This window comes from Clostridiales bacterium (assembly GCA_015243575.1).
Lineage (GTDB): Bacteria > Bacillota > Clostridia > Peptostreptococcales > Anaerovoracaceae > Anoxybacterium > Anoxybacterium hadale.
The window spans coordinates 2,775,430-2,790,000 of record CP042469.1 but is presented as its reverse complement, the minus strand read 5'-3'; the positions used below and the strand labels follow the sequence as shown (position 1 = coordinate 2,790,000).

The window sequence follows — 14,571 nt, the reverse complement described above, 5'->3', positions numbered from 1 at the left end:
TATTTTTCTTTTTTATTGTCATATATTCATTACGAAGGATTGATTGATTCATTCATTGATTCATTCATTCATTCATTACATGCGCATAGATGACCGTTTCCTGAGACAGAAAGGAATTTGTGCTTTGATTTATTTCTGATTGCACCACTTAAAGTCAAATTATGATATAATTTTTATTAGGGGAGCACGGATGAATCGACTCAATTGATTGGTGTACCCACTCGGATACAGTGCAGGAGATATAAAAAATATTAAATACGCCTGCTTGATCCGTCTTACAAAAGGGAGAGATTATCATGAAAAGAAAATGGATTGCAACGATTATGTCCGCAGCATTGCTGTTTTCTGCCGTGCCGACATCGGTACTGGCAGCACCGGCTGAGTTTACGGACCTGCCCGCTGAGGCATGGGCTGTGGATGCAGCGCATTCAGCGAGAGACTTCGGGCTGATGGAAGGAAGCTCAGACGGAAGCTTTGGTTTTGGCAGCTCCATGACCAAGGCGGAGTTTGTCACGGTATTGGGAAGAATGTTTGGCTGGCAGCAGGTAAAGCCTGAAGTTCAGTCTTTTTCCGATGTGGGAAAAAGTGACTGGTACTTCAGCAGTGTTGAAACAGCACTTCAACAGAAAGCCATCGAAAATACCGGCAGCTTTTCTCCGGGCGCAGCTATAACTCGGGAAGAAATGGCGGTTATGTTGGTACGGGCTCTCGGATATAATTCGCTTGCTCAATCAGCGGCAGCACTGGGCACGACCTTTGCTGATGTGAAAACCAATGTTGGATATATCACGGTTGCCAAAGATATCGGAATGACGAAAGGTACCAGCGAAACGACCTTCTCACCGGATCAAACCGCCAAACGGGAAGAAGCCGCGGCGATGATGGTGAGAGTTTATGAAAAGTACACAGCAAAAACCCAGTGGCTCCACGGATTTTATGCCATCTCATCCTATTCTCAGAAAGAATTGATTGATCAAATGGATGCTGTCTCAACAGGTTGGAGCAGGATGAGTTATGACCCGGTGAAGGGAGCCTATCTGAATACAACTTCATCCGAAAACAATGAATTCAGCATTCCTTCTGGATATGAAAGCATTACATCCTACTTAAAAGAACGGAATACGAAAACGAATCTCAGCATTTATGCTGATACTACAACAAAGGTGACGCTGGCAGATGGGAGCACAGATGTATGCTCCGCCATTCTTCTGGACGGAAAGCAGAGAACCCAAGCGGTTCAAGCCATTCTTAACGAGCTTACCGTCTCATACAACGCAATTGGATATAACCCGTACAATGGGGTAACCATAGATTTTGAAGGAATGAAAGGCAGTGCACTGAAAGAAGGATTTAATCAATTTCTGAAGGAACTGTCTGCCGGACTTAAGCCTTTGGGAAAGAGTCTCTATGTTGCGGTACCCCCAGCAGCAGCAGATGGGTACTATTATGATGGGTATGATTTCCGCACCATTGGGCAGACCGCAGATAAGCTGATCCTGATGGCCCATGATTATCATGAGACCGTTATGCCGGATAATTTATTAAACTCCGAGTATTACCGCAATACTCCTTTAACACCGTTTTACAGTGTTTACTATGGACTAAAAGCTGTAACGGATGAAACCACAGGAGTAGAGGATCTCTCCAAGGTTGCGCTCGCCATCAGTTTCAACAGTGTCGGATGGGAACTGGAAAATGGAAAACTGATCAATGCAAAATCCGTTAACCCGCCGCCGCAGACAATCTATAACCGGCTGAAAGGCGGAGCACAGATGGGTTATTCAGAGCTTTACAGAAATCCATATATTACCTATACCACAGAGGATGGGAAGGACTACTTTGTTTGGTATGAGGATGAACGCAGCGTAGGAGATAAAATTATGCTGGCGAGACTCTTTGGGATTGACGGTGTTTCCCTTTGGAGAATTGGAAATATACCGAACTATTCGGATGAAGGTATTTACTATAATGTTATGGAAAGCCTGGATCGATAGAGATTCAGCGCTCGCGCCATCGGCCTCGGCCGATGGCGTTTTTGTTTGCGGGCACTTTGATGAACTGCTTACCTCCCGTCGCCAAAGGAGGATGGAAATTCAGTTTTTTAACATTCTTTTAACACAGGGTTAACAATAGAGTTACATGATTCCGGTACAATTATGGTAATGAATCATGCAAAGATCAAGTATAAGATGATTCCGGGAGTAAAAAAGATGTATGCAGTAATCGATATCGGTTCCAATACCATAAGGCTGTCCGTCTACGCAATTCAAGACGGCCAAATCAAACCAATGTTCAGCAGAAAAAATACCGCTGGACTGATCAGTTATGTAGACCAAAATGGATGTATGACAGAACGAGGAATTCAAAAGGCGATTTCTGTATTGTCAGGCTTTCAAAAAATAATAGAGAATACAAAGGTGGAACACATTTTTGTTCTTGCCACAGCTTCGCTTCGCAACGTTCAAAATCGGGACGAGATTTTAACGCTCCTTAGAGAAAAAACAGGGTTTGAGGTCACGGTTCTTTCCGGTGAAGAGGAAGGGGTCTGTGGTTTTGTAGGGGCGGCTTATCATATTAATGTTGATTCAGGACTTCTTGTGGATATTGGCGGAGGAAGTACAGAATTTGTTTTTTATCAAAATAGAAAAATATCAAAAACCTACTCCATTCCAATGGGCTCTCTGAGTCTCTATGCAAATTTTGTTTCTGGGCTGACACCAACTAAGGATGAGTATAAAAAAATGAAGAAATATATTAAGGAGCAGCTCCAGACTCTCGACCAGGGAGCTGCCCCCGCCCCAATCCTTTGCGGCGTTGGAGGGACTACGAGAGCAGCCTGTAAACTGGTCAATGATTTCTATGGTGAGCCGTTGACCAACCGAAAATTCCAGCCGGATCAACTGAAAAAGGTGATGAAATCCTTTTATCATGATAAGGATGGGGTACAGCGGATTCTTCGTGTGGTTCCGGATCGAATTCACACCATCATTCCGGGGATGATCATACTTAGAACCATTACTTCCTGTTTCAACAGCCAGGATATCATAATCAGCGAATACGGTGTGAGGGAAGGATATTTGATCAAGACAGTGATCGGGTGGGAAAATGGATCATAAGGATTGCAGCGCCAATCAATATTTGTATATGCAAAATCGTGAGCTTTCCTGGCTCAGATTTAACGAACGTGTGCTCCAGGAAGCGCAGGACCCGGAGGTGCCTCTCCTTGAGCGCATGAAATTTATCACGATATTTTCCAGAAACCTGGATGAGTTTTTCATGATACGTGTAGGCAGTCTCAGTGATCTGGCCGGTGAAAAGGAAGCGGGAGTTGACAACAAGACGGGGATGACTGCGAGACAGCAGCTGGATCAAATCTACGAAGCGGTCAGGCCTCTGTACCTCCAGAGAGATTTGACTTATTTCGATATCAGACGGCAGCTGAAAGATAAGGGCATCTGCCATCTTTCCATGAAAGATCTGAGTGAAGAAGAAAACCAATACTTAAGTGAGTATTTTTTGAAATATATTTTACCCATTCTGTCTCCGCAAATTGTGGACAACCATCACCCATTTCCTTTTATACCGAATAAAAAGGGATTTATGGCGCTTCAGCTGGAACATAAGAACAAGGATTTGCTGGGGCTGATTCCTATTCCTGAAACCATCCCGGAGTTGATCTTTTTGCCTTCTGAAGAAACAAGGTTCCTCCCATCGGTAAGGCTAATCCGGGAATACGCTCACATGATTTTCAATATGTATCCCATCAAGGAGAAGGTGCTCTTCTATGTGACACGCAATGCAGACCTTACCCTTGAGGATGAGGATATCGACATTGTAGACGATTTCAGAAGCACCATGAAGAAACTGCTGAAAAAGAGAAGCCGCCTGGAGATTGTCCGCCTGGAAACGGAGCAAAAAATCAGCGGATGGCTGAAAGAAACGCTGAAAGATAAATTGAACATCACACAAAACCAAATTTATTGCAGTAGATCACCCATCGCGATGAACTTTGATTCCCAGATTTCTGCCGTTATAGATCATAAACTGAAAGCAAAACTGTATTATCGTCCCTTTAAGCCTCAGGCTTCTCCGATGATTTCAGGTCGGGAAAGTATACTGGCACAGGCCGTCAGAAAAGATCTGCTCCTGACCTACCCCTATGAGAGTATGGAGCCATTCCTAAGAATGATTCGGGAAGCGGCTTATGATCCCGGTGTAATTTCTATCAAGATTACGATCTACCGTCTCGCCAACAAGACGAAGCTGGTAGAGTACCTATGTGCTGCCGCAGAAAACGGAAAAGAAGTCGTGGTGCTCATAGAACTTCGGGCGCGGTTTGATGAACAGAACAATATCGATTGGTCCGAACGCTTGGAAGAATCGGGCTGCAGGTTGATTTACGGAATCGGAGAATATAAGGTTCACTCGAAATTGTGTCTCATAACACGAAAAATCCACGGAGAGTATCAGTTCATCACCCAGGTAGGAACTGGAAACTACAACGAGAAGACCACAGAACTTTATACTGATTTTTCATTGATTACCGCAAATCAGGATATCGGAAAAGATGCATCCGATTTCTTTAAAAACATGACCATATCAAATCTGCGCGGTGAATACTTCCATCTGCTTGCGGCTCCTTTCAGCATGAAGAGCAAGCTCATAGAACTCATTGAAGAAGAAGCTGCGAAGAAAGAGGAGGGGCGAATCGCAATCAAGGTAAACTCCGTAACAGATGTTGATCTCATCAATAAACTTAGAGAAGCTTCCTGCGCAGGCGTCAAGATTACCATGATCGTCCGCGGAATCTGTTGTATCCTCCCGGGTGTCCCCGGAGAAACAGAAAACATACATATTGTCAATATTGTAGGGCGGTTTTTAGAGCACTCTCGCATATTTCGGTTTGGGATTGGAAAAGAGCAAAAACTCTATATTTCCTCAGCAGATCTGATGACAAGGAACATGCAGAGGCGGGTGGAAATTGCCTGTCCCATCTATTCAGAAGAAATCAGGGATAGAATTAATGAGATTTTTGATTCGATGTTATACGATACGGAAAAGGCACGGATCATGCAGAAGAACGGAACCTACAAGCGTCAGCCTGATCATTTGAATGAAATAAATATACAAGAGCTGTTCATAGAAAAAGCAAAAGCAATGGCTGCAGCAACACCGAACACTGATAGAAAACGAAAGGATAGACTTTTGCCTTTTGTTGCAATGCCTATCCTTCGGTTAAATCGATATTTCAGTCGGCTCATACAATGACTACAGACATTCCTCCGCAATCTTTGCCAGAGGGCTGCGTTCTACTTCTTCCAGGGATATATGGCCTGTGATACCATAGGATTTCATCTTTTCAATGACGTAAACCAAACCGTTTGACTTGGAATCCACAAGTGCATTGTCTATCTGGTTATCTGAAGGATCACCAATCATGACAAACTTTGCGCCCTGACCGGCTCTTGTCAGCATGAGTTTGGCAAGATGCGGCGTAATTTCCTGCGCTTCATCAATGATCACCATGGCATTGGCTAGAGTTCGGCCACGCATAAACGCAAAGGTCTTCATTTCAATCACCCCTGCATCCTGATACTGCTCGAGAAAGCTTTCCGCTGAGAAGGAAGGCTTTTCTTGGTACTCACCGTGTTTTTTTGCATTTTTCTTAATCTTATTCCCTTTATCCGTTGATTGACGTCTGCTGCGTTCTGTCATCAGATTTTCAATGGAGTCACCGAAGGAATCCATAAATGGCTTCAGCTTTGCATTTTCAGTTCCGGGCAAAAAACCGATGGGATCCCCTGCGGAAACCACCGGCTTTACGAAGATAATTTTATCATATACATTATTCTCTATTACTTTTTGAAGGGCAACTGCAACCGACAGGATGGATTTTCCTGTTCCCGCGCCGCCGCTGAGGGTGACAAGATGAATGTCTTCATCCATAAGGAGCTCAAAGGCCAGACGCTGCTCCCGATTTTTAGGGGACAGCCCCCAAGCCCTTTCATTACCATATTTCAGGGGAAGGATCTTACTGCCGTCATATCTGGCTAAGGTTTCGTGGGTGCTGCTGTCGCTGCTTTTGATACAGAAAAATTCGTTTGGGTTGATGTCTGCACCTGTTTTTCTGTTTGGCTTTAGACCGCCTGCATAGATCTTGTCGATTTGAGAGGATGGAAGTGTGATTTCTCGGTAGCCTTTATAAATGCGGTCCACGTCAATCTTGTCATTTTGATAGTCCTGAACCTCAATGTTGAGGGATTCGGCCTTGATGGCCACACAGAGGTCCTTTGTCACTAGAATTGTGTTGATGTTTTTTGATTCTCGTTTTAAATTCAGAGCCATAATGATAATTTTGTTGTCGTTTTTATTTAAATCTACACCATCGGGGATATCAACTGGATTCAAGTGATTCATTTCTACTCTCAGCGTTCCGCCGCCGGGAAGCTTAACCCCTTTGCGAATATCGCCGTATTGTCTTACGTTGCTGATTTCGCGGATAGCCTCACGGGCATGGTAACCTAGGATCCCTTCTTTTTTCTTCAGGTTGTCGAGTTCTTCCAGGCAGATCAGCGGTATGATGACGTTGTTGTCGGCAAAGGTATGGATGGATCCCGGAAAATGAATCAAAACATTTGTATCAAGGATATAATTTTTAATCAAAGGAATACCTCCTTCCTCTCTTGGGGAAGTGCCGAGTCATTCCGTGCGCACATTTTCGTGCTAATCGAAAAATTTCCTCGATCATTTGCGCACTTTTCATTGAACCGTTACTTCCTTACTAAAATTATATTCTGTCACGGATAAAAGTATTTTAAGATCGTGTAAATTCTTTGTAAAATCGCTTCGAATTATGTCGGACACGTGACCCGCTAATGCAAGTGTATGGGAAACGAATCGGCAGTTCCGTGAGTTGACAGGATAAAAATTCTCTGCTATGTTTTAGGGTAACGCTGGTTCATTCAAAGCTGTGCTCCTTTCCTTCCAACAGCGCTCCCTTGGTAAAAAGTAGAATCGGTATGCAAGCGGGTATTTTTATGAAGCACATCACGTTAAAAATAATTTTATCTCTCTTTTGCTGCTCTTTGATCATCGCTTTGATCCTCAGCGGTACCGCTATTAGTAAGAGCAGAGCGGTCATGCAGGAAGAGGTCAAGCGAGGACTTGTTCATGCATCTGCGAAATATGCCAGCCAATTCAGCAGAGAACTGAAGACCCATGAAAATGCAGTGGATCTGATCAGTACGGTTGTATCAAGTGGCTTTACTGCCTCCAAGGTTTCAAAAGATCGCTTGGAGTTTTTGAAGATAGAAGAAAACTTGGCCGATATCATTCGCCTGACCATGGAGGACATTCCAGAAACAAAGAGTCTTTACGTCACATTTAATCCCAAGACAAGCGGAGGCAATGATGAAGTTTGGTATTTGAGGAACGAGGCTGGTGAAGTATTCCACATGGAAGCGGACAATACTGTAACAGACTGGCTTGTTGACGGAAAGGAAACGGATGCATATTACTTTCAGGCAATCAGGAAAGGGAAAAACTGGAGCGGCGTAGAGTATGATAAGTACCTTGGCGTCTATTCCGTTACGTACTCACGCGCCTGTAATGACAAGTACGGGCAGCTCATTGGTGTGGCGGGTACTGATATTTTCATAGACGATATGCTCGATACGGTAAAAAATATCCAAATGGAAGCCGGGGGATATGCCTTCCTGATGGATGGGGCTGGAAACTACCTTGCTGGAAGTACCTCAGAAGAGATTTTCATGGAGATGAAGCAGGCGGGAATTCTTAATCTTCCAGATCACATTGCACCAGCGGACAAGGAGGGCGTGGTTGCCTCGGAAGAGGAAGCCATCACCTACGCAGAAGTGAAGGGTGATCGATATCTTACCGCTTATTCCAAGACTACAAATGGCTGGATTCTTGCACTTTCCCAGAGCGAGAACCACCTGCTGCTGCCGATTCTGCACCTCAAGCAGATGATCTATACCATAGCCGGTTTGATTCTGTCAGGTGTGCTCATATATTCCTTTTATTTCTCTAAAATCTCACTGAGTCCTATCGTAAGAGAATATGAACAAAAGGACGTAATCATGCATCATCAATCCAGGCAGGCAAAACTGGGTGAAATGGTGGGAAACATCGCGCACCAGTGGAAGCAGCCTCTGAACGTGATGAGCATTACTCTTTCAAACCTTTGGGATGATTGGAAGCAAGGAAATCTGACAGAACAACAATTGCGGGAGCATATCAGCAATATGCGGTCTTACATCAAAAATATGTCGGGTACGGTGGATGATTTTGCGGACTTTCTGAAACCTTCCAGGAAGAAGGATTATTTCTCTCTCGCTGATGCTGTGGATACGGCGCTTAGCCTGATGCAGGAAAGTATTAAGATCAATCGCATTACGGTCATAGAGGATTCAGAGGTGAACTTGAACGCGTACGGTTATAAGAATGAGTTCTGTCACGGTGTCTTCAATGTACTCAACAATGCAAGGGATGCCATCATTGAATCCGGCATCGATAAACGAGAAATCCGGATCAAAATTTACTCCGGACAGGGAAGTAAGCAGAAGGGTGTTTCGATCATCGACATTGAAAACAACGGGAGCCGGATTCCGGAGGAATCCCTGCAGCAGGTTTTCGATCCCTACTTTACCACCAAGGAGGAGAAGGGCGGCACTGGGATTGGCCTGTATCTGACAAAGGAGATTATTGAAGCACATATGGCGGGAACCATCGAACTGTTCAATACCGAGACCGGGGTCTGCTGCAGAATGATAATTCCCAGGGAGGATACCCATGAAAGATCTTGAAAACTTGAATGTTCTTTACATCGAAGATGATGCTGCAACAAGAGAAGCGTTGTCTAAATTTTTAAAATTAAGAGTCGGTAGGATGACATCAGCGGCATCTGGCGAAGAGGGCCTTGGGAAATTTCGCGAGTATTGTCCCAACCTGCTCATAGTAGATCTTATAATGCCTGGCATGTCGGGCCTGGAGATGATCGGAGAAATCAGGAAACAGGACAGGGACTGCCCCATTCTCATTACCTCCACAGTAAGTGAAGTAAATACCGTTTTGGAAGCGGTTGATATGGGGATTGTCCATTATATCATCAAGCCCATCGATACTGAGGATTTGGAGCGGAAGCTTTTCGCCATTGCAGAGGAAATCAGGAGAAAGCAGAACTGCAATCGTGTTTTTGAGCGTATCAGTCTTGAAAAGCGAGGGGTGATTGAAGATGTGCTGCGGCGAGAGTTTCTTGGGATACTGAAAAATACTTCGGGGAAAGGACCTCAGGATGTTAAGGTGCTGCTCTTTGAAGATCGTATGGAGTTCCTTGCTGTGGAAGCTTGGACGACTATGGAGAAGACCGTGAGCGCAAACAGAAGAAATATTGCTGTCGCAGAACAATTTCGAACGCTTTTTTACCAGGAAGTCACTGAAATGCTGGAGGCTCGCGCAACCCAAGCAGTTGGTTGCCCTATGAGAGTGACCTCCATTGCAGTTGACGGTCTAAAACGAATAGATAGAATCGTGTTGACAATTGTGTGAAAATTATGATAAAATCGATCCATGGATTTTGCAAATCAGGAGTGAGGTGCAGAATCTCGAAGAGGCGGATCGCCTCGAACCATGGAATGATGTTGCAGTAATAGAATGAGAGTCTTTTGAGATTAGCTTTCTACAGACCAACACGAAGCACTGCCGTGCTTTGTGAAGGTCTTTTTTTGTTTTTGTTGCTGCAGCGCGATTTCATCAAACTAAATATTTCGGAAGAAAGCAACCCTAGACATTGCGAACGGAAAAATGCCAAAGACCGGCTAAAGCCGGGGCATTAACGTATGGCACCTACCAGACATTTGCTTTGCAAATGAGGTTAGGTGCGAACGGAAAAATGCCAAAGACCGGCTAAAGCCGGGGCATTAACGTATGGCACCTACCAGACATTTGCTTTGCAAATGAGGTTAGGTGCGCAACGGAAAAATGCCAAAGACCGGCTAAAACCGGGGCATTAACGTATGGCACCTACCAGACATTTGCTTCGCAAATGAGGTTAGGTGCGAACGGAAAAATGCCAAAGACCGGCTAAAGCCGGGGCATTAACGTATGGCACCTACCAGACATTTGCTTTGCAAATGAGGTTAGGTGCGCAAGGCCGAAGCAGCAAAGGAGAGTGGTGGCAGTCATTCACTGGAAACTGGCAGGCAAAAGGAAGGTTGCGGGACGATACTTTGGAGAGATCTCATTGAATTGAGGCGCCAACGAGGCTATAACCAACAGGCGAAAGGACAGAGGAATTATGAGTCGTATGATGCAGAACCATAAATCAAAATAATGGAAGGTTTTGCGTAGAACCGGTCATAGAAATATTTAGTTTCCAACTGCTGAATAAGTAGTGTCGGCTAAGGCATAGAAGTGCTGCGGACGATGCGGGCGGACAGCAAAAATAAGCAGGCTGTCTGGCGCTAAAAGCAAGGAGGAAAACAAGATGAGAATGTTATTAGTCGGAGCAGGAGCAGTGGGAGAATCAATTTTGAGGATTTTGGAAACCCGGGATCCCAAGCGGAACTGGCTGGAGCATGTAGTTATATCTGACTACAATCTGGAAAGAGCCAAGGAGGTTTGCCGTCATCTGAATCACAGTGATCGGTATATCCCAGAATTTGTTGATGCTCACAGTGAAGACGATCTGATCGCATTGATCAAAAAACACAAATGTGACTTTGTTATGGATGCGGCAGCGCCCTTTGTCACAAACAAAATATTTGACGCGTCTTTCAGGGCAGGAGCCAAATATGCAAATATGGGAACCTGGTCCGTGCCCTTTGACCCGCCGCAATATGGAATCGGACTTGAAAACTGCTATAAAGAGCCGATGACCAAGTACAATTTTGACAGGCACGAAGCGTGGGCAGAGCGTGGAAATATGGCAGTCATCTGCCTTGGGATTGATCCTGGTGTAGTCAATGTATTTGCAAAATTTGCCGCAGAATACCTCTTTGACGAGCTTTATGAAGTTCACGTCAAGGATGGCGGTAATCTAACCATACCAGGGGCCAGTGAGGATACCGTATCCTTTGGATTTAATGTGTGGACCGTTCTGGATGAATGCATCAACCCAAATGTGGAATGGAACAAGGATTACGGCTTCATCGTTGATCGGCCCTTCGCTGGGGAGGAAGAGTTCGAAATGCCTGCGGGGGTAGGACTTAACACCTTGGTGAAGATCGAGCATGAAGAGACGGTGACCATACCGAGATATCTGCAAAAGTATGGACTTAGAAGATGTACATTTAAGATTGCGCTGGATGATAATCTTGTTAAAGCCCTCAAGGTAATTAATGCATTGGGTCTGAGAAGCCTGCAGGCCGTCGATGTGGATGGTGTGAAGGTGGTGCCCCGGGACGTGGTGGCAGCCTGTGCTCCTCAGCCCATCGATCTGGGGGATGAGATGATTGGAAAAATGTGCGTGGGTATTCACTGCAAAGGTCTGAAGGACGGCAAGTCAAGGCAGGTATTCATGTACCAGCCCTTTGACAATCAAATCGCCATGAAGAATTGGGAAATGCAGGTTGTGGTTGCACAAACAGGTTTCGGTGCGGCCGTTGCCATTGAACTGATTGGCAGGGAGATTTGGAAGGATGCAGGCGTCTTCTCCCCGGAATATTTTGACCCCATACCGTATCTGCAGATTATGGATGAGGCGGGATTTGAGTACGGTATTGTTGAGATGGATTCTGAATATAAAACCGTCAACGATAAGAAAATCATGGCGCAGATTTACAAAGAAGCTGCGAAAGCACAAAAAGAAACGAAAAACGCTCTGAAAAACGGAAGAACAGCAAGGATTTAATCAAAAGGGGATTACATAAAACTCAGAGCTGAGGCAGCGCTGACTTCATTCAGCGTTTCCTCGTGTTTCTCCCTTTGGCTGGCTGCAGCAAGAAAGATAAGGAGAAGAATAATGAACGAGACCCATGTTCATGGTGTGGCAGGTTTAAAAAGGCACAAAATTAAAACGAGCGGGATTGTGTTTATGATTTATTGCCTGGTAGCGGCAGGCGCCTTCGGCATCGAGGAGATGGTTTCCATCAGCGGACCGGGGCTTACGCTCCTGATGCTGATCCTCTTTCCGATCTTCTGGGCATATCCCATCAGTGAGATTGTATCAGAGCTTGGATCACTTCTTCCTTCAGAAGGAGGCGCATACGTCTGGGCAAAAGAAGGACTGGGTGAATTTTGGGGCTGGCAGGTGGGCTTTTGGGGAACCATTGGAACGTGGCTGCAGCAGGCGATGTACGTGGTACTGGTTGCAGGTTACATGGAGAAATTCATTCCAATGAGCGACATGGCAGTCACTGGTGTAAAGCTTTTGATGATAGCAACCTTTACCATCATTAATCTTCTGGGTATCCACGAGGTCTCCAAAGTGAGCACAGTGCTGTCCATCTCTGTGCTTGCCGGATTTGCGTTAGTCACTGTTGTAGGCCTGGCAAATTGGCAGTTTAGCCCAATGGAGCCGTTTATGCCCGCAGAAGCTGGGCTGGTGGATGCTTTGGGGGGGTCTATCTGCATTGCCATCTGGATGTATTGTGGTTATGAGACGATGGCCAATGTTGCGGGAGAGATTGAAGACCCGCAGGTAATACCAAAAGGTCTCCGGATCGCAATGCCCATTATTGCACTCAGTTATTTTCTGCCTACTCTTGCGGGACTTGTATCCGTGGGTCAGTGGGAGCGCTGGGCAACCGGAGGGGACGCTGCGATTGGATACATGGATGTACTCATCTCCTATCTGGGGCCAGCCTTTGGATTTGCGTTCATGATCATAGCAATATTATCCCAGTGCTCTATTTTTAATGCTTACATTGCATCCGGATCAAGAGGATTTTTTGTAATGGCAGATGACCACCTGTTCCCGCGGTTCTTGGTTAGACTGAGCAAAAAAAGAAAAGTCCCGGCAGTCAGTATCCTTGTTATGGCAGGATTCACCGTAATTCTGTGCCGCTGGGACTTCACCACTCTTGTAATGGCTACCACGCCTTTAATGCTGTATCTTTATATCGCACTTGCGATAGCGACTCGAAGGCTGAGGAAAAGTCATCCTGTTTCGGAGCGTAGGGCAAAAGGTCTTTACGTGATTCCGGGAGGAAATGCTGGACTTAATTTTGTCACCGCCTTGCCTGTGGTGATTGCCATCATCGCTATTTATGTAAACGGTACGGAATACTTTATCTCTGGATTTATCATGCTTATCATAAGTCTTCTTGGTTATTTAATCTGCAAATGGCGTTATGGCGGATTGGAACGGATCGACCCTATTAAATATCCCATCAATCCCAAGACAAAACTTGCAGCTGGAGATCTGACCCATATCAGCATTTATTTTATCCTCTGCGGCATAGCCGGCTTTGCAGGTTCCATTCTGCTCTATCTCTATGAAGGCGAGTGGGGCGAAGCATATTATATTGAGCAATATGGAAACGGGTTCTTTAGTGACTTTTGGGGGATGATCAGCGTCTGCCGATGGGGCGGAATGATTCTCATTTTAATAGGGATTCTGGCATTGTTCCTTACGCGTCCTATTGAAACGAACGCTGCGAACACTACGAACGCTGCGAACACTACGAACGCTGCGAACACTAAGCTGTTTGAGCAATAAGCACACAAACCCTTTTCCACTTTCCTGCCAGTAATTACAGGAGAAGCGGAAAAGGGTTTTCTTTTTTTTGTAAATTTCATCGAAAAATAGAGTAATTTCTACCTTATCATTACTTTATCAAAAATTTTTATATATCATGAAACAAATAGTGGAAAATATTGTAATTTTGCGTACTGAAAAACCAGATCGTGAACAGAATGTCTTTCAGAGTCAGGCTTATGCCTGACCTATGCAGCCCACAGGCCGCATGTGCGCCCTAATTCGTTGTTTCTTTTCAAGGTGTTTCTATGAATAAAAAAGAGAATGAAAGAACAAAAATACGGCTTCTTGAAAGGGCTTGTGCCTCCTATGAAAGAGAACTGCAGCAGTATATCTACGCATTGACAAGAAACGATTCCTTTGCCATGGAGGAAATCTATCAGAATACGATGCTCAGCGCACTGCGAGGAATATGCGGACTCAGGGAGGAAAAAAAGATAAAGGATTGGATTTTTGCCATTGCAAGGGAGGAGGCGAAACGCTATTATGCAGCTCTAACGGCAGATAAAGCAGGGAGACAGCACGTGCCTGAACATGAACTGAAATCAAATTTGTCCGGCATTATTGATTTCACCCAATCCGTGGAAGATCGTGTCTCCATTGCCGCACTGATCAACAGTCTGAAAGAGGAAGAGCGGCAACTATATGTGCTGCATTATTACTATGGCTTTCCGTTCAAAAAAATTTCTGAGATGCTGAACATGAACTATAATACGGTTCGTTCCATGCATGGACGGGGAATGGCTAAAATGAGAAGACGCCTCTGATGCATCCAAGGAAGAGCTGATTTCATGAAGTGTGCGAACGGAATTAATCAGTTCTTCCGTAGTACACCGTCTCTAAATTAACTGGGC

The 14,571-nt window shown here is 45.0% G+C and carries 9 protein-coding genes; 8 read left to right on the top strand and 1 reads right to left on the bottom strand.

The window, feature by feature from the left end:
- Positions 1-296 precede the first annotated feature (296 nt).
- The 3 genes from FRZ06_12370 to ppk1 all read left to right on the top strand — a co-directional run bounded on the left by FRZ06_12370 (position 297) and on the right by ppk1 (position 5,268).
- Positions 297-1,994, top strand: coding sequence for a hypothetical protein (locus FRZ06_12370; protein QOX64072.1), 1,698 nt, complete (start codon positions 297-299; stop codon positions 1,992-1,994).
- Between the two features lie 162 nt (positions 1,995-2,156).
- Complete coding sequence (locus tag FRZ06_12365; protein ID QOX64071.1) at positions 2,157-3,116, top strand: phosphatase; 960 nt, start codon at positions 2,157-2,159, stop codon at positions 3,114-3,116.
- The gene (ppk1, locus tag FRZ06_12360; GenBank protein ID QOX64070.1) at positions 3,106-5,268 is read left to right on the top strand and encodes a polyphosphate kinase 1; all 2,163 of its coding nucleotides are present in this window, start codon (positions 3,106-3,108) and stop codon (positions 5,266-5,268) included. The genes FRZ06_12365 and ppk1 overlap by 11 nt, the downstream gene beginning before the upstream one ends.
- Here ppk1 and FRZ06_12355 read toward each other — a convergent pair whose 3' ends face one another.
- Positions 5,269-6,663 (bottom strand): PhoH family protein, encoded by a 1,395-nt coding sequence (locus FRZ06_12355; protein ID QOX64069.1) that lies wholly within the window; start codon positions 6,661-6,663, stop codon positions 5,269-5,271.
- Positions 6,664-7,019: 356 nt separating this feature from the next.
- On the opposite strand from FRZ06_12355, the gene FRZ06_12350 reads away from it, so the two are divergent.
- The 5 genes from FRZ06_12350 to FRZ06_12330 all read left to right on the top strand — a co-directional run bounded on the left by FRZ06_12350 (position 7,020) and on the right by FRZ06_12330 (position 14,484).
- Complete coding sequence (locus FRZ06_12350; GenBank protein ID QOX64068.1) at positions 7,020-8,825, top strand: sensor histidine kinase; 1,806 nt, start codon at positions 7,020-7,022, stop codon at positions 8,823-8,825.
- The gene (locus FRZ06_12345; protein QOX64067.1) at positions 8,812-9,567 is read left to right on the top strand and encodes a response regulator; all 756 of its coding nucleotides are present in this window, start codon (positions 8,812-8,814) and stop codon (positions 9,565-9,567) included. Before FRZ06_12350 ends, FRZ06_12345 begins: the two co-directional genes overlap by 14 nt.
- A gap of 943 nt (positions 9,568-10,510) precedes the next feature.
- Positions 10,511-11,869, top strand: coding sequence for a hypothetical protein (locus tag FRZ06_12340; protein QOX65924.1), 1,359 nt, complete (start codon positions 10,511-10,513; stop codon positions 11,867-11,869).
- 111 nt (positions 11,870-11,980) lie between these two features.
- Positions 11,981-13,678, top strand: a complete 1,698-nt coding sequence (locus FRZ06_12335) for an APC family permease (protein ID QOX64066.1) — start codon at positions 11,981-11,983, stop codon at positions 13,676-13,678.
- 287 nt (positions 13,679-13,965) lie between these two features.
- Positions 13,966-14,484: a sigma-70 family RNA polymerase sigma factor gene (locus tag FRZ06_12330; protein QOX64065.1), complete on the top strand. Its 519-nt coding sequence runs from the start codon at positions 13,966-13,968 to the stop codon at positions 14,482-14,484.
- Positions 14,485-14,571 lie beyond the last annotated feature (87 nt).

Bases quoted from the DNA above. Each gene is read 5' to 3' on its own strand.
- FRZ06_12335 (QOX64066.1), top strand. From the start codon at position 11,981: ATGAACGAGACCCATGTTCATGGTGTGGCAGGTTTAAAAAGGCACAAA.
- FRZ06_12330 (QOX64065.1), top strand. From the start codon at position 13,966: ATGAATAAAAAAGAGAATGAAAGAACAAAAATACGGCTTCTTGAAAGG.
- FRZ06_12365 (QOX64071.1), top strand. From the start codon at position 2,157: ATGGTAATGAATCATGCAAAGATCAAGTATAAGATGATTCCGGGAGTA.
- FRZ06_12350 (QOX64068.1), top strand. From the start codon at position 7,020: ATGCAAGCGGGTATTTTTATGAAGCACATCACGTTAAAAATAATTTTA.
- FRZ06_12340 (QOX65924.1), top strand. From the start codon at position 10,511: ATGTTATTAGTCGGAGCAGGAGCAGTGGGAGAATCAATTTTGAGGATT.
- ppk1 (QOX64070.1), top strand. From the start codon at position 3,106: ATGGATCATAAGGATTGCAGCGCCAATCAATATTTGTATATGCAAAAT.
- FRZ06_12345 (QOX64067.1), top strand. From the start codon at position 8,812: ATGAAAGATCTTGAAAACTTGAATGTTCTTTACATCGAAGATGATGCT.
- FRZ06_12370 (QOX64072.1), top strand. From the start codon at position 297: ATGAAAAGAAAATGGATTGCAACGATTATGTCCGCAGCATTGCTGTTT.